The organism is Ruegeria sp. AD2(2025) (assembly GCF_056542385.1).
Genome location: NZ_JBQFZS010000013.1, coordinates 56,919 through 70,939, shown reverse-complemented (window position 1 = coordinate 70,939; position 14,021 = coordinate 56,919). Strand labels below are relative to the sequence as shown.

Here is a 14,021-nt window from a genome sequence, read left to right as displayed (position 1 = left end):
CGTAAGGGCCCATAGCGTGAATAAGGGGACAACAGTGATCGCAAGTTCAAAAACACTGCGCTTCGCATCGGGCACACGGTATTGCGCGAGCGCCCGGGTCAATTCCTGCTGTTGCAACTGACTTGTTCTCCAAGGGCTTTTAGCAGCCCGTTGTGCAAACGAGCACCCCATAAGGGTGCCCGTAAAAGGTCAGGCCAGTGCCAGATTGGCGGCGCTGTCGCGTCCGTCACGGCCAGCTTCGACGTCGAAGGTAACCTTCTGGCCGTCCTTCAATTCGCTAATGCCGGAACGTTCAAGTGCTGAAATATGCACGAACACGTCGCGCTTGCCATCTTCAGGTTCGATAAAGCCAAAACCTTTGGTCGAGTTGAACCATTTTACTGTGCCATTTGCCATGGTGGAAGTCTCCAAATACTTGCCGCCCGCATCATTGCGGCGACTCGGCGTGGTCGGTCTGAATCGAAAGACTGAACGCCGAATTGGGGAGACAGCAGGTCGAAAAAGAAAAACGTAAGCCTTGAATATATGGACTTCGGGTACGCACGATACAAGCCTTGATACAATGGAGGACCACAGAATATCTGAATCCGCCTAGCCCAAGTTAGGACAAGGATAAGCAGAACCATTGTTCTGTAGTTCGGAAATCAGAGGTCGGCTTCTGACAAACCTGCCGAGTGCGTATGTAGCAAATTGATTTCTCAGACACGGCAGGTTGGGCTGACTGTCCGAATTCACTGCGCGCTACAAGAACACCGCGGCGACGCACGAATGTTCGTTGACTGATGGAAACAGTGCTAAATCAACGAGTTGGCCTCTCTTACGAACGGCAGATTTTACGCGGCCCGAATCTTGGGTCATGCTGCGTTGCATAGGGCGACTGCGAGCCTCAAAGTACCATTAGTAGGTCCGTATCTGCGCAAGCATCGGGCAAGAAACGTTCCCGATGTTACAGTTGGCCGTAAGTTCATTCAGGGCGGTCTCCAATCGCTTAAGTTCGTTTATCTTCAAACGCACATTGGAGATATGAAGCTCGGCCATTTCCTTAACGGATTGGCAATCCTCGCTATCACCTTCGGACAGGTTGAGAAGCACCTTTGCATCGGCAAGCGAAAAACCCAAGTCTCGGCACTTCCTTAGAAAACGAAGCCGTCCCACATCGTACGCAGAGTACATGCGTCGATTATTCGATGCCCTTTCTGGTTTCGGCACGATCCCTTCGCGTTCGTAGTAGCGGATAGTTTCAATTCCGACACCGCTTTGCCGGGATGCCTCCCCAATCGCAAACATGTGAGATTTCCTGTCTTGATCCTGTAGTGGCTACAGAAGTTAAACGAGAGGTTGTTGTCTCTACAACTCCGCGCAACGTAGTCCATCAGGGAAACAGAATGCAGAAGTACCTTAGCCTCAGCTATTTGGGATCGCTATCAGCGCTTGGCGTCGCGACTTGCTGCGTTTTGCCCATGACGATGATGTTACTGGGGCTGGGTGGTAGTTGGTTGGCAATCTTTGGGAAGGTTGCCGCAGCGAGTTACTATGTGCTGACGATGTCAACGGCGCTCGTCGTGATATCATGGATGGTATCTTATCGGCGCGGTTCCTTGCCGACGTTGAAATGGTGGCTTGCAGGAACGACTCTAATCACCGGCGTGGCTTGGGTCGTTGTGTTTAACGAGGCACGGATTAACGATTACCTGATCATGCAGATGTGAGACTATGACAAAACAAACTGTAGTCCTAGAAAGCACCCTGATTTGCCCGAAGTGCGGCCACAGCGAAACCGAGCAAATGCCAACGGATGCTTGCCAGTGGTTCTATGAATGCAAGTCGTGCAAAACAGTTTTGAAGCCGTTGGACGGCGACTGTTGTGTATACTGTTCATATGCCACGGTCCCGTGTCCACCAATTCAGCTAGGCGATAGCTGTTGCGGATGAAGTGAAGGACGGTTTTGTTGAGCGAACTGTGAGCTGCCGCCGCGAGCATCGCTGCTATTTGCATAAATGACAGTTTTTCCGCTGCTTGGCCGCACAAGGTATTCGGCAGTTGCAATGTTGTTACTGCTACAAGCGCATGCAGCAATAAAATCCAGGGTACAGGTTGGGCTCAGTGCCGTCGTTTTCTGCGGTCTGCGCGAACGGCGGCTTCGGAGTCGGTGATGGTGCGTTTGACCAGCAGTTGAGCTGACCACTCAACCGAGATCGCTTCACATAACACCTGTTCAACGATGTTCGCGGTTCGGTATGGTCCGAGAAGACAGCGCAGGGTTGTGCACTTGGTCTACTCTTGGAAAACCGCATCCAGCATCGTACGCTGTAGATCAACCCTTCAAGTTCGTGGCCCTTCCAATGTCCTGATGTTGTTCCCGCTTCTCACACCGACCAGTCCGACATGTTGTCGGACGAAGGACGGGTGTGTTCAAAGAAAGGAAGCCAAATGGACAATGCAAGACGCGATTTTCTTCGTAGACAGAAAGTGAATGTCGAAGATCTGGGCAATATCGGGGAAATACTGCTCGAAAAGGCGGAGCATTGGCTGGTGCCGATCTTCAAAAACGGCGAAGCGGTGGCGATGGTCATCGAGATAGATAGGTTTGATCGCGATTGGGAATTCAAAGGCGAGCCAAGGAAGCAACAAAATGAGGGGTTTGACGAAGAGTTGCTCAAAGTGCTGAGGCAACAACTGGGCGAGTAATCAAGTGCATGGGTGTACGCGTTACGAGGTCATCGGCGCGTACATCCACTCACCAAAACCGCCCGAGTTTTGTGAAGTTCTGGCATTGAGATACCAAGTTTTTGCAATCGCAAGAAGCATGGCGCTTTGGCGAAGGATCGCTCCCGCGCTTTGATGCAAACCTGGAGCGAAAGTCATCAAATGTGCGCATCGCACTTTTCTCGGTTTTATCTATCCATCTGTTCTTTCGCCTTTGCCCAAGAGATCTGCAGCCTCCGCCTAAGCTCGTTGATTGACGGATCGTCTTTCAATGCATCTTGGACTTCCGCAGCATCTAGTTGGACCGGGATTCTTCCGGAGCGAATGGGAACGTCGCGCCGCTTCAAGCCATCTGAAAGCGTCGCCGACTTCAAACCGTGACGTTTTGCGACCTGTTCCAAAGACATAGGTGACTTATAGTCTTTGATGACGCGATCCCATGGGTCTAGACCGAGTTGCTCAAGCAACTTCCAAAGAGATTTACGGGAGCAAGAGTATGTTTCACATAAATCCTTAAGACAGTCTATCGCATGAAAGTCTGAAATGAGATGCTTGGGTGAGAAATGGAAAGGCAACCCTGTCTTGTCCTTCAACCACACGGACGCACGAATATCACCATCTTTTTCCAGTTGGATCTGGGACCGTTTTATTGCCGCTCGGTCTAATTTGCGAAATCCTGTGTAGTCGCTTTGAACTTCCCAAATATCGCGGGCACGTTTGCATGCGGCTTTCTCGTCAGCTCTCACTTTCCACGCCCCTTTTTCTATGTAGCCTTTTTGAGATTTCGGGCATCGATAAAAAGATTTGACCGGCCCGCACACAATCGATTCTATCTGGGGCAGTCGCAAAATCCAGTTCATTCGCGAGGTGAACTCATGAAGCACATTGATATCCCCATAGATCGCGCGAGGCACGCGCGGATCAAGTGTGAATTAGAAATCAGAGGGCTGAAGCTAGCAGATTTGGCTAAACAAATCGGTGTCGGAGCGAGCGCCGTAAGCTCTGTATCACTGGGGAAAAGCCGCTCGGAGAAAATTGAGAGGCACCTGGCTTCCATTTTGGACCAGCGAGTAGAGGATTTGTTCCCGGAACGCTACGCCCAATCCGAGATAACCGAGGAGGTCAAATCGATGGGGCCTTAAACCCAAGGCTCTGGAAAGGTTGAGCCCGGCGGACTGGCATCCATAACCGGGCTCGTAAAATCGTAGTCGACCACGATCTCTTCCCTTTTCATCCCATTTCCGCGCTTGGAAATCAAGCGCAAACGCGTCCGGCTCGCCGGACGCGACCTACTAAGCTACGCTTACCGCGCATGAAGGATGAACTGGGTTATGGATCCTCTGCAAAGGCATCAGAATATCTTTGAAGAGATGTTGTCATCGCAAGATGACAAACTAATTGCCTTTGCCGAGCATCTGATAGCGACCTTTGACGACGTTGTCGGGTTCATTAACGATCTGCTCGAAAAGAACCAGAAGCTAGAGAAGCAGAATGGGCATCTGCAGAGCAAGATAGCAAAAATGCTCCGCGATGCGCATGGCCCGAAAGCAGATAACCCTCCCGATCAGGCGAAAGATGACGGGCAAGAACCCGATAAGTCCGGCGAGAAAAGTTCGCAGGACAAAATGAAGAAAAAACGGGCTCCGAAACCAAAACCCAAAGGCAAGGGTAAGGCGAACTGGGCCAAGAATGCCGTGAAAACGGATCGCGTGTTCAAGACCGCAGACAACAAATGTCCCTGCGGGTGTGGCGGCAGCTTTCGCAGCTTCAAGCCGCGCAATTCAGTCGTCTATATACCCGCCCAATATAAAACTGAGGTCCGGTGGTACGCCAATTACCGCTGCCGGATTAGAGGCATGTATTCTGTTCCGTCTGTACCTAAAGTCTTCCCAGGCGGAAACATCGATAACACTTTCATCGCTGGCGTTGCGGTCAACAAGTTTCTCTGGGGGCTGCCCTGCCACCGCCAAGAGCAGATGCTGCAAAACAACGGCATCACGATGAGTCGGCCTACCTTTAACCGGTATCTCAATCGAGTTGCGTTGGAAGCGCTTTCACCAATCTGTCTGCGAATGATTGAGATGCTGCTCAAATCATCGACGCGTTTGCTCATGGATGAAACGCCGGTGTCTATTCTTTCTTCTGGAACGGGGAAGGCGGCCAAGTTTTACATGTATGCAATCACGCGTGATGACAGTACATTTGGCGGGACCAGCCCGCCCATGACGGTGTATTTCGCGCGGCCGACACGAGCGCAATATCACATCAAAGAAATCCTCGGTGACTATAGTGAACTGCTCCAAACCGATGGATATCCCGGCTACAACTTCTTCAAAAACCGTGCGGACTGCTGGGCGCATGCGCGACGACACTATTCAGACGCAGCCATCATCACCGAGACAGACGATGCCTACACCGCAATGGGATTTATACGGAGATTATATAAGATTGAGGATAGCATTCGAGGCCACAGCCCTGGTGCCAGGGTCAGTGTGAGAGTAGAGTGTTCGCAACCCATACTGAATGAGTTCAAGGTTTGGCTTGAGAAAGCGCTGACCCGCCATCTTTCTGAATCGAATGTGGCCAAAGCAATCCGTTACACACTGAAGCGGTGGACTGGCTTGACGAAATTCGTTCACGATGGGCGCCTGGATCTCGACACCAATGCAGTGGAGAGGCAGTTCAAACCGATCATTCGGACGCGGAAGAATAGCTTGTTCGCGGGAAGCGCTGATGGTGCAGATGCCTGGGCTATCTATTCAACTCTTTTTGAAACCTGCAAGATGCACAGTGTGGACAGCTATGAGTACCTGTATTGGGTTCTGAACCAGATTTCCCAGAAGCTGCCTCGCAGCAGATATGACGAACTTCTCCCTTGGAATGCGCCTGAACACTGCCGTATGGGCCGGCCCCCTGTCCCGCGATACAAACACGCGCCATATGAGCAAGCTGCCTGAAGCGGGGACGGTGAGCCGACCTTCGTTGCGATACCGAGGATCGAATAGATCGCGGTTGAAAGCAGGCGTTCAATCCGAGAAGGCTTACGCTGTCGAAAAAAGTTCACTTTTAGCGAACTTAATCCTTGAAACGGGAAACAGCCATCCCCATCTGAAGACTGTGTGAAAGACGGAAGAAGTTCTCATACCCAGCTTTGGCGGCAGTCAAAGCGCGGAGGACGAAAGTTCTCTACCGTTTCTTCCGCAGAGGCCGCGAGGGCCCCGGCGACGGGGAGAGACGCGGGCGGCGGGCGAAGCAGACGCGATAGACGAGATTTCTATCGCGTCTAGGTAAAGGGTGTAGCCACCGGGTCCGTTTCCACTGTTTGGCGAGATGCCTTGGCCAGCTCAGTTCGTTGTGAATTGGGCGCCGAGGACAAACAGAGGAGGAAAAGCCATGGCTTTTTCAGACTACACATGCCGGTGGCGGCGGTGGCGCAACTTGAGGGGTAAACTCCAAAAGATGCGTCGTTGGTTCTGGAGGAAACTCTTGAACCGCCAAACTTGGATTTCCATCGTTACGGTGGGGATCTTTATCTTCCGGGTAGTCCGGTGGATCAAAGGAGTTCTTGAACTCTTCGAGTAGACCGCCAGCCTAATATCTAAAGAACATCCGTAGGTGGGTCCAAAATGATAAATGAAGCCCTCAGATTGATACGAGTTTTCCATGACCTCAAGCAGTTCGAAGCTGCTGAGCGGTTGGGTATATCCAAATCGCACATTTCTGAAATCGAGAAGGGCAATAAAACACCCTCGCTGGACTTGATCGAACGTTACTCCCAGGAATTTCGGATACCTGTTTCAGCCATTATGTTTTTCGCGGAAGAATTGCCGAACGCTAGGCGTGGGGACGCTACAAGAACGAAAATCGCTTCTAAGGTTGTTGATTTGCTAAAATTCATTGAAAGAAAATCAAATGCCGAAGCCAAGTAAAACAAAGAGACATTCCCTGCGTGACGGCCCGTTCTTTCGCATGAGAAGTCGGCAAAAGTTAGCTGCGCTTCTTTATGTATCTGAGGATGCCCTTGCAGAATTGACAGCAAGCAACGATCTCTATCAACGTCTTTGGAAGCACAAAGAACTGAACAAAGGTCCAGAATCTTGGCGTCGTGAGCCACCTCACCCCGGCTTGGCAGAGAAGTATCGCCCAATCGACATTCCCGACCCGCGACTGAAAAGCATCCAATCTAGGGTTGGTGATCTACTTGGCCGTATCACCCCGCCCGATTGGCTTTTCAGCCCTGTCAAAGGTCGGTCCTATGTTGACAATGCCGCCAGGCATACAGGTGCGAAAGCATTTTGGCTTCTCGACATTGCTGACTATTTTGGAAGCTGCACAGCGAACAACGTCGCACATTTTTTTCACAAGAAACTGGAATGCTCACCGGATGTCACAGCCGTTTTGATACATTTGGTTTGCCACAACGGGTCACTACCCCAAGGCTCTCCTTGCAGCCCCATTCTTGCGTATTACGCAAACTTGAATATGTGGCTCGAAATTGAAGCAAAGGTTGCCAAAACAGATATCCTCCACAGTGTCTATGCGGATGATCTAACGTTCTCTGGGCCCAGAATTCCAAAGGCGTTCATTTGGGACATAAAGAAATCTGTGCATAAGCATGGCCTTACGCTCAAAGCTGAAAAGGAGGTCAGCATCATCGACGGCCCAGCCGACATCACAGGTGTGATTGTTCAAGACGACAAAACCAAGCTACCGAACCGTCAGATGAAGAAGCTGTTCGAGCTTCGAGAACAGCGGCAAAAAGCCAAGAGCGCGAAGCTCAGGCGATTGCTCGACAATAAGATTTCGGGTCGTTTGGCTCAAAAGAAGCAAGTTGAGCAAGCATAGCCAGATCTTTTCAATGCATTCCCGACCCTCTGAACGGCGGTACTTGGGAATTCTGCACCGCAGGGCACATATTCGCTCCAGGTGTAGTAACAGGCCGGAGAAGCCAATCACCATGTCAGAACTGAGCATTGCAAATGCAAACTCCACGGCGTTTAAAACATTCAGTAGCACACATGAAGAACTTGGAAATGCTTTGAAGGTGTTAAGTGTAGGGCTTTCACTGACCACCGAAGAAATCCAAGCCGGAACATCTTCAGCAGCACTTTGGTCCCGAGTCGTTTTACTGGCTGAGCAGTGGGGCACTGAGCCAATGTTCTCCAATACAGTCATCGAGACTGCCTATTCTGAAGTGGCAAATCTCGGACTCGCCAGAAGTTTTTCAGCTTTCGACAAGTTTTTGACTGATGTAGACGCAGATCTATCCAGCCTCGAATATCACAACCTCCTTACACCCTCACAATTCTCAACTCAGGCGGAATGGGAAGCCGGGACAGTCGATGAACCGGGCTTGACGTTTGAACGGTTTTATCGCCGTCGCAGTTTCGATGCGTCGAGGGTAGACTTTGTCGCTCCAGTTTTTGACTACTATCGGTCCGCTCGTAACTGCATAATTCATCGCAGCGGCGTGGCGAGTTCTGAGCTGGAGTCTTTAGCTAGTTCAACCAGGCTCGCCGAGGCACTTCAAAACTGGGTGGAACGCACACACGAACATGGTCCCTTGAAACTAAAGACATTCAAAGAAGGGGAAGTCATCAAACTCGATTACTTTGATGCGATTCTATGTTTCTCAGTACTGCGGCGCCTAGCTCTTGATACTGACAGGCAAGTTGTGCCGCGGATTGGGGTCAAAGGCTTGACCTTTCTCGCTGCCAAGCACAGCCTGAAGCGGTGGGAATCTGGTGCTGACGAACTCGAGCATTCAACTGCCTCAAAAGCAATCGCTTCACATCTTTCACGGGTCAACCGAGTTGTTGGCTATGGATGGAGAATGGTTGAACCCCAACTGAATCGCCTAGGAATTCTCGGAGACTGCAACCAGGCTTTCCTCGGTCGGTTTAAGAATGATCCGGATCCTGAGTAAATTTCACCTATGGTAAGGACCGGTTCGGCAGGTTGTGCTGCAGAAAAACATCAGAGGGGCGAAGGTCCGGTTTGGGCCGATTTTGTTGAAAAACTCGAAAATCCGGGAAGCTCGTATTTTCTGCGAATAGACGGTCAACCGGAAGGGTCTGCTACCGACATCGCCTACAGTCGTTGACGTGCCCTCTGGCAGCCAGTGTCAAGTTTAGACCGACCCCCCAGTTGAAAAATTATACCGGCTCTGTAAGGACATTTTTTACATCAAGATTCGGCGAATTCGGAGTTTTTCAACGGAATCGGCCGAAAGCGTTCGAGTGTGCCGATCTGTATATTGGCCGTAAGGCCAATATACTAAGACAGTTGTGTCATCGAAAGACCTTAATCCGGGGCTGCATGCAACGCTTACGCTTGAACTAGCCCGGGTTCCTTTGAAACCTGCACGGATGCGATAAGTCTGGCCATGGCAACAAAAACAACTAAGCTTGGCTCGACCAGAAAACGCCCTGAAGAGAGAAGCAATGCCTGCGATAACCAAATGGGGGGCTCTTGGCCTTGGGGTCTTCTTGCCCGCGACCTTTGCAAGCCAGACCGATGCGCAGCAGTCTGACTGGAACTACGAGGCGTCGATCTATCTGTTCATGCCGGAAACAGATACGTCTGTGGATACGTCCCGGGGGTCGCTTGATGCCAATCTCAGCTTCTCAGATGCGCTCGAGAACCTTGATCTGGCGTTCATGGGGGCCTTTTCGGCGACAAATGGGCGTTGGACGCTGTTGGCGGACTATGTTTACACCAACCTTTCCTTCAGCAACGACACACCAGGGCCGGCCTTTTCGGGGCTGGATACCTCGTTCACGACCCAGTATCTGAGCGGCTATGTCGGCTATCAGATCCTGCCCGAGGAGGCTGTTCGGCTCGATCTGCTGGGCGGGTTCAGATGGTTCAGCACGGAAACTGAGTTCCGGCTGCGGTCCGGTACTGTGACCGGGGGGACGACAACGGTTGATGATGACTGGATCGACCCGGTTCTGGGCGTTCGCGCGCGCGTCGATTTCTCGGATAGGTGGTCGGGCACCGGGTTTGTCGATTACGGCGGGTTCCGCAGCGGCAGCGAAACCTGGCAGGTTCTGTTGACCGCCGACTACGCGATCAATGACAGATGGCTGATCCGGGGTGGGTATCGTTATATCTCGTTCGATCACGACATCGACGGCAATGATTTCACGTTCGATCAGTCGGGACCGCTGCTGGGGGCAACATATCGGTTCTGAGAGGGCGATAGGCAGTCCGATTCCGATACACCTTGCAAGTCGCGGTCATTTCTTGTCGGCCACCGTGACAGGGCGCCAGTCATCGGACGGAGGTTCATGCTGCAGGGCGGTGATCCTGCTGACCATGATCTCTGAGGCGGAGTCGCCACCCCGGGCCTTGGCCGCAGCCTCAAACGCCACCACGGCCTGATTGAACTGACCCTCCCGATAATGCGCAAGCCCCTTTTCATAGGCCTCGATCCAGATCCGCGAGCCGTCAAAGCCATCGGCCATCGCGATTAACTCATACACCACCAGCTCTTTGCTTCGGCCAAAGACTGAGAGCGTATCCAGTTCCCGCACCACGATTGATCCTCCGGCCTTGCGGCGCGTTTCGGGGCCGATCAGGATCAGGGTGCCGTAGTCCTTGTTGGCCCCCTCCAGACGGCTGGCCACGTTCACGACATCGCCGATTGCGGTGTAATTCAGCCGCTGTTCGGACCCGATATTGCCGACCAGCGCCTCGCCACTGTTCAACCCGATCCGGACCTGCAGCGCATTGCCTGCGTCATCGGTGATGCCCGCCTCTTCGACGGCCGCGACCAGATCCAATGCGGCGCGGCAGGCGTTTTCGGCATGGTTGGCATCCTCGCGCGGGGCCCCCCAGAACGCCATCACCGCGTCGCCCATGAACTTGTCGATGGTGCCGTCATGGCGGGCAATGGCCTCGGACGCGGCGCTGAAGAAGGGTTCCATCAGTTGAACAATCCGGGGTCCCAGCTTTTCGGACAATCCGGTAAACCCGGTGACATCGCAAAACAGCACCGAAATCGGTTTGATGTCGCCGCCGGGCTGCGTCTCGATCCCCTCGGCGACCAGCATTCGGACAAGATCAGTGGGCACATATTTGCGAAACGCCGCCAGTCCTGCGGCCATGCTGGCCGTCGCGGCCGAGAGGTTTGCAAGCTCGGCCAGCCGCGAGGGCCGCCGCGAGATCTGTTCGACATCGAAACGTTCAATTTTGCTGAGGTCTTCGGCGATGCGCGCCAGCGGATTGGCGACCACCCGGCGCACCAGCCAGATCGCCAGCCCTGTGGCGACGACGACAACGCCGACAAGGATATAGAGAAGGTTTATCAGCGTCTTATCTATGCCCGACAGGAACGCCGATTCCGGGATGACTGTGGCAACGCGCCAGCCATAAAAACCCAGAGGCGTCAACGCCACCGCATAAGGAACCCCGCCGATCACGACGCGCGTGGTCTGGCTGCCGGGGGTGTTGACCTCCGGGTGGCCCAACAGCTGTTCGCCCGAGATCATGGCGACCTCATAAAGCTCTCCGGCCCCCATCCGCGCGGGCGTGACCTCATCAGCCTGTGCATCGGGCACGGCGATCACCTTGCCGTCGGCGTCCAGAATAAAGGCGGCCCCGAATTCACCCGGATGCAGCGTGGCCAGAAAACGCGACAGCCGGTCGGTCTCAATAGCGACGGCCAGAACGCCCTGACGCCGCCGGTTGACGTCAATCGGCCCGGCAAATGCATACACGGTCTTGTTGCTGCCCGGCAGGTCCCGCGCTTCGATCCAGCCCTGCGATTCGAGCCCCATGAAGTTATCAAACCAGGCGTGATCCCGTGGATCATAGGTGGTTTCGGCAAAGTTGCGCTCTTCGAACTGGATGTCGCCGGGGATGAAGATATAGCGATCGGTCCGCAGCATCCGGTCGCGGATGTTTTTGTCGATCTCGACCATTTCAAGCCCGCCATCACCCAACCGGTGCGAGGCAAAGAAATTTCCGTCGGGCCAGCCGAAGAAAATCCACGAGATATTGGGCTGGGCCTGCAGTTGTGACAGAAAGACGAACTCTCGCTTGTCCGCTTGCCGCGTTGCGATCACGTTCTGAACAAAGATCGTGCGCACCGCAGCCCAGGCGGCCTCGGCGGATCGGAGTGTCACGCCGACCTCGATGCGCACGGTGTTGGCAATCTGGCTGTTGATCTCGGCCGCCAGCATCCGGCTGTTGTCGCGCGCAGTTGTCCACCACAGCGAATGGACGATAAACGTCGACACGCCGATGGACAGGGCAACCAGCATTGAAACAGCGATGCCGACGCTAACCCGCATGAAAGCTCCGCAAATAACGACAGATAGGGCAGTATTGAATTGAGACAGGCGGCAGCGCAAAGGTTACTTTGCTGCGCTGCCGAAATCTCACGCAACTGTTAGGGTGCGTTAACAAATCCCGCACCGGAGCTCAGCCCGGGCACGACGGTCACAGGCCTATGCCGGCAGGGTCCACGCCACTCCGGGTCCAAGGGTATAGCCCCAGGGCAGCCCGGCATTTCGCCATCCGTTCACCGTTCTGGCACCGTTTGCATCCTTGTCCCCCTCAAAGCCTTCCACCAGATTCCAGACATTCGTATATCCGGCCTGTGCCAGCATTCGCACCGCGACGGCAGATCGCGCGCCGGATCGGCATGTAACAAAGATGGTCGCATCCCGAGATTTTCCGTGCAGGGCGCGCAGGTCATCGAATTCGGACACGACGTTGGGGTTGTTCACCATGCGATATTGCCCGCTGCCGGGGTCAATCTGATGTGTCAGCACGCCCAGAGGGATGATCTTGTCCAGACCCTCGGGGTGCCCGACAAAGGATATTTCAATGGGATCGCGGACATCGACGAACAGAATATCGGGATTGTCGCGCAGCGCGCTGTGCGCCTCGGAGGAGCTGAGATACAGACCCAGCGGCGTGCGCTGGCGGTCCTTGAGCTTCGCGGGATTGATCGCTGTCACGACGTCGGTTTGCGCCGTTGCCAGCGTCGCCGGGCCGATCAAGGCACCAGCCATGCCCAGCTTCAGAACCGCCCGGCGCGAGCGAGGGGCGGGGGCGCTCATTGTTCGGCTTTCTTGTCGGTGCACAGGCCCAGCATCGCGTAAATGGGGCAGAATTTGACGAAGGCGGTAACGACAAAGACCATGCCGACCCAGCCCCACGCGCCGATGGTTCCCGCCAGCGCAAGAAGAACCAGCCCGGCGCCCAGCACCAGACGCAACAGGCGATCGATCGAGCCAACATTGGATGGGAATTGCATATCGGAATCTCCTTTTCCTGATCCGGTCGGAGAGTCGCAGGTTTTCAGCGCGTTTTATGTAACGCGGTCACAAAAGCTCGGATCTGGAAAAATGCACCAGCGCGGCGTGGTCGGTCAGATGTATGGTTCCCCGCTCAAGCTGGACCCAGCCGCGGCGTTCAAAGTCTTTCAATAGCCGTGACATGACCTCGCGGGCGCTGCCAAGCTCGGTTGCGATGCGTTGATGTGTCATGCGGATATCTATCCCGTCGCCGCCGTGTTCGGCCAGCCAGCCAGCCAGTTTCTGATCCATACGATTGATCAGAAGGTCGTTGATCACGTCGGACAGTTCGACAATCCGCTGGGAAAAGGCCGCAAAGACCGAGGCCCTGAACGCGGCATCCCCGGCAAGCAGATCGTTGAACTGCGGGCGGGCGATGGCCAGCGCGGTCACATCGCCCTCGGCATAGCCATAGCCGGAATAGGGAATGTCGGACAACATGCAGGACGTGGTCATGACACAGCTGTCATTGGGCCCGACCCGATACAGCACAACGGTCCGCCCCGAAGGGCTGGTTTGTTCGACCCGAACGGTGCCTGACAGTACGATCAGAAACACCTCACCATAGGCCCCGGGCGCAAACAGCGCCGCCCCATCCGCCACCCGAAGCCGCGTCCCCACGCCTTCCAGCCGATCCAGCAAGTCGTGGCTCCAGTTCGGTATGGTCACAGCGTTGTCCCCGTTGATTGCGCGGCATATCTTAGCAGCTGGTGCGGGGGGCAAAACCAACAAGTCCGTCAGGGCCGCTCGGCGCAGCGTTTCCCGAACACTGGCCGGTACCGCGCGCGTCAAGCATGGTCTTACCCGCGGGCGCTTGCGGCGTTGAAACAGGGTCCCGCGGCGTTCTTATGGCCATCGGGGCACAGGGCGCATGAAGCTGGGGGATGTGACTGAGTTACAGGTGCAATTTGCATTCTTGTGGTCCGAATGCACCTGCAACGACCACAACACATGCGCGACGGGTGCGGTTTCTCTTGATCGGGTCTTCGGGTCTGTGCAGGCTG

General features: G+C 54.3%; 16 protein-coding genes. 9 read left to right on the top strand and 7 right to left on the bottom strand.

Annotated elements, in window-relative coordinates:
* Positions 1-189: 189 nt before the first annotated feature.
* A complete protein-coding gene (locus tag ACR1XV_RS19650; RefSeq protein WP_170430361.1) occupies positions 190-396 on the bottom strand; it encodes a cold-shock protein in 207 nt (68 codons plus the stop codon).
* Between the two features lie 501 nt (positions 397-897).
* Positions 898-1,287, bottom strand: coding sequence for a MerR family transcriptional regulator (locus tag ACR1XV_RS19645; protein WP_170519998.1), 390 nt, complete (start codon positions 1,285-1,287; stop codon positions 898-900).
* A gap of 98 nt (positions 1,288-1,385) precedes the next feature.
* Between ACR1XV_RS19645 and ACR1XV_RS19640 the strand changes: the two genes are divergently transcribed.
* The 3 genes from ACR1XV_RS19640 to ACR1XV_RS19630 all read left to right on the top strand — a co-directional run bounded on the left by ACR1XV_RS19640 (position 1,386) and on the right by ACR1XV_RS19630 (position 2,689).
* Positions 1,386-1,709 (top strand): hypothetical protein, encoded by a 324-nt coding sequence (locus ACR1XV_RS19640; RefSeq protein ID WP_170519995.1) that lies wholly within the window; start codon positions 1,386-1,388, stop codon positions 1,707-1,709.
* A 4-nt stretch (positions 1,710-1,713) separates the two neighbouring features.
* Positions 1,714-1,932 carry a GDCCVxC domain-containing (seleno)protein gene (locus tag ACR1XV_RS19635; protein WP_254441363.1) on the top strand — a complete coding sequence of 73 codons (219 nt, stop codon included), beginning with the start codon at positions 1,714-1,716 and terminating at the stop codon, positions 1,930-1,932.
* Positions 1,933-2,431: 499 nt separating this feature from the next.
* Positions 2,432-2,689, top strand: a complete 258-nt coding sequence (locus tag ACR1XV_RS19630) for a hypothetical protein (RefSeq protein ID WP_480534474.1) — start codon at positions 2,432-2,434, stop codon at positions 2,687-2,689.
* Between the two features lie 206 nt (positions 2,690-2,895).
* On the opposite strand, the gene ACR1XV_RS19625 is transcribed toward ACR1XV_RS19630, so the two are convergent.
* Complete coding sequence (locus ACR1XV_RS19625) at positions 2,896-3,567, bottom strand: hypothetical protein (RefSeq protein ID WP_480534472.1); 672 nt, start codon at positions 3,565-3,567, stop codon at positions 2,896-2,898.
* Between the two features lie 15 nt (positions 3,568-3,582).
* On the opposite strand from ACR1XV_RS19625, the gene ACR1XV_RS19620 reads away from it, so the two are divergent.
* The 6 genes from ACR1XV_RS19620 to ACR1XV_RS19595 all read left to right on the top strand — a co-directional run bounded on the left by ACR1XV_RS19620 (position 3,583) and on the right by ACR1XV_RS19595 (position 9,903).
* Positions 3,583-3,849, top strand: coding sequence for a helix-turn-helix domain-containing protein (locus ACR1XV_RS19620; protein WP_480534470.1), 267 nt, complete (start codon positions 3,583-3,585; stop codon positions 3,847-3,849).
* Between the two features lie 189 nt (positions 3,850-4,038).
* Positions 4,039-5,664, top strand: a complete 1,626-nt coding sequence (tnpC, locus tag ACR1XV_RS19615) for an IS66 family transposase (RefSeq protein WP_480534468.1) — start codon at positions 4,039-4,041, stop codon at positions 5,662-5,664.
* A 669-nt stretch (positions 5,665-6,333) separates the two neighbouring features.
* Positions 6,334-6,636: a helix-turn-helix transcriptional regulator gene (locus ACR1XV_RS19610; protein ID WP_480481818.1), complete on the top strand. Its 303-nt coding sequence runs from the start codon at positions 6,334-6,336 to the stop codon at positions 6,634-6,636.
* A complete protein-coding gene (locus ACR1XV_RS19605; protein ID WP_480534466.1) occupies positions 6,620-7,552 on the top strand; it encodes a reverse transcriptase family protein in 933 nt (310 codons plus the stop codon). The genes ACR1XV_RS19610 and ACR1XV_RS19605 overlap by 17 nt, the downstream gene beginning before the upstream one ends.
* A 112-nt stretch (positions 7,553-7,664) precedes the next feature.
* Positions 7,665-8,633 carry a hypothetical protein gene (locus ACR1XV_RS19600; protein WP_480534464.1) on the top strand — a complete coding sequence of 323 codons (969 nt, stop codon included), beginning with the start codon at positions 7,665-7,667 and terminating at the stop codon, positions 8,631-8,633.
* A 517-nt stretch (positions 8,634-9,150) separates the two neighbouring features.
* Positions 9,151-9,903, top strand: a complete 753-nt coding sequence (locus tag ACR1XV_RS19595) for an outer membrane protein (protein WP_480534462.1) — start codon at positions 9,151-9,153, stop codon at positions 9,901-9,903.
* Positions 9,904-9,948: 45 nt separating this feature from the next.
* On the opposite strand, the gene ACR1XV_RS19590 is transcribed toward ACR1XV_RS19595, so the two are convergent.
* The 4 genes from ACR1XV_RS19590 to ACR1XV_RS19575 all read right to left on the bottom strand — a co-directional run bounded on the left by ACR1XV_RS19590 (position 9,949) and on the right by ACR1XV_RS19575 (position 13,686).
* The gene (locus ACR1XV_RS19590) at positions 9,949-12,006 is read right to left on the bottom strand and encodes an adenylate/guanylate cyclase domain-containing protein (protein ID WP_480534460.1); all 2,058 of its coding nucleotides are present in this window, start codon (positions 12,004-12,006) and stop codon (positions 9,949-9,951) included.
* Positions 12,007-12,162: 156 nt separating this feature from the next.
* Positions 12,163-12,780, bottom strand: coding sequence for a rhodanese-like domain-containing protein (locus tag ACR1XV_RS19585; protein ID WP_480534458.1), 618 nt, complete (start codon positions 12,778-12,780; stop codon positions 12,163-12,165).
* Positions 12,777-12,977, bottom strand: coding sequence for a YgaP family membrane protein (locus ACR1XV_RS19580; protein WP_480534456.1), 201 nt, complete (start codon positions 12,975-12,977; stop codon positions 12,777-12,779). The genes ACR1XV_RS19585 and ACR1XV_RS19580 overlap by 4 nt, the downstream gene beginning before the upstream one ends.
* Positions 12,978-13,044: 67 nt before the next feature.
* Positions 13,045-13,686 (bottom strand): Crp/Fnr family transcriptional regulator, encoded by a 642-nt coding sequence (locus tag ACR1XV_RS19575; RefSeq protein ID WP_480534454.1) that lies wholly within the window; start codon positions 13,684-13,686, stop codon positions 13,045-13,047.
* Positions 13,687-14,021 lie beyond the last annotated feature (335 nt).

Excerpts from the sequence above, each read along its gene's own strand:
- ACR1XV_RS19650 (WP_170430361.1), bottom strand. The coding sequence starts at position 396 with ATGGCAAATGGCACAGTAAAATGGTTCAACTCGACCAAAGGTTTTGGC.
- ACR1XV_RS19645 (WP_170519998.1), bottom strand. The coding sequence starts at position 1,287 with ATGTTTGCGATTGGGGAGGCATCCCGGCAAAGCGGTGTCGGAATTGAA.
- ACR1XV_RS19640 (WP_170519995.1), top strand. The coding sequence starts at position 1,386 with ATGCAGAAGTACCTTAGCCTCAGCTATTTGGGATCGCTATCAGCGCTT.
- ACR1XV_RS19635 (WP_254441363.1), top strand. The coding sequence starts at position 1,714 with ATGACAAAACAAACTGTAGTCCTAGAAAGCACCCTGATTTGCCCGAAG.
- ACR1XV_RS19630 (WP_480534474.1), top strand. The coding sequence starts at position 2,432 with ATGGACAATGCAAGACGCGATTTTCTTCGTAGACAGAAAGTGAATGTC.
- ACR1XV_RS19625 (WP_480534472.1), bottom strand. The coding sequence starts at position 3,567 with ATGAACTGGATTTTGCGACTGCCCCAGATAGAATCGATTGTGTGCGGG.
- ACR1XV_RS19620 (WP_480534470.1), top strand. The coding sequence starts at position 3,583 with ATGAAGCACATTGATATCCCCATAGATCGCGCGAGGCACGCGCGGATC.
- tnpC (WP_480534468.1), top strand. The coding sequence starts at position 4,039 with ATGGATCCTCTGCAAAGGCATCAGAATATCTTTGAAGAGATGTTGTCA.
- ACR1XV_RS19610 (WP_480481818.1), top strand. The coding sequence starts at position 6,334 with ATGATAAATGAAGCCCTCAGATTGATACGAGTTTTCCATGACCTCAAG.
- ACR1XV_RS19605 (WP_480534466.1), top strand. The coding sequence starts at position 6,620 with ATGCCGAAGCCAAGTAAAACAAAGAGACATTCCCTGCGTGACGGCCCG.
- ACR1XV_RS19600 (WP_480534464.1), top strand. The coding sequence starts at position 7,665 with ATGTCAGAACTGAGCATTGCAAATGCAAACTCCACGGCGTTTAAAACA.
- ACR1XV_RS19595 (WP_480534462.1), top strand. The coding sequence starts at position 9,151 with ATGCCTGCGATAACCAAATGGGGGGCTCTTGGCCTTGGGGTCTTCTTG.
- ACR1XV_RS19590 (WP_480534460.1), bottom strand. The coding sequence starts at position 12,006 with ATGCGGGTTAGCGTCGGCATCGCTGTTTCAATGCTGGTTGCCCTGTCC.
- ACR1XV_RS19585 (WP_480534458.1), bottom strand. The coding sequence starts at position 12,780 with ATGAGCGCCCCCGCCCCTCGCTCGCGCCGGGCGGTTCTGAAGCTGGGC.
- ACR1XV_RS19580 (WP_480534456.1), bottom strand. The coding sequence starts at position 12,977 with ATGCAATTCCCATCCAATGTTGGCTCGATCGATCGCCTGTTGCGTCTG.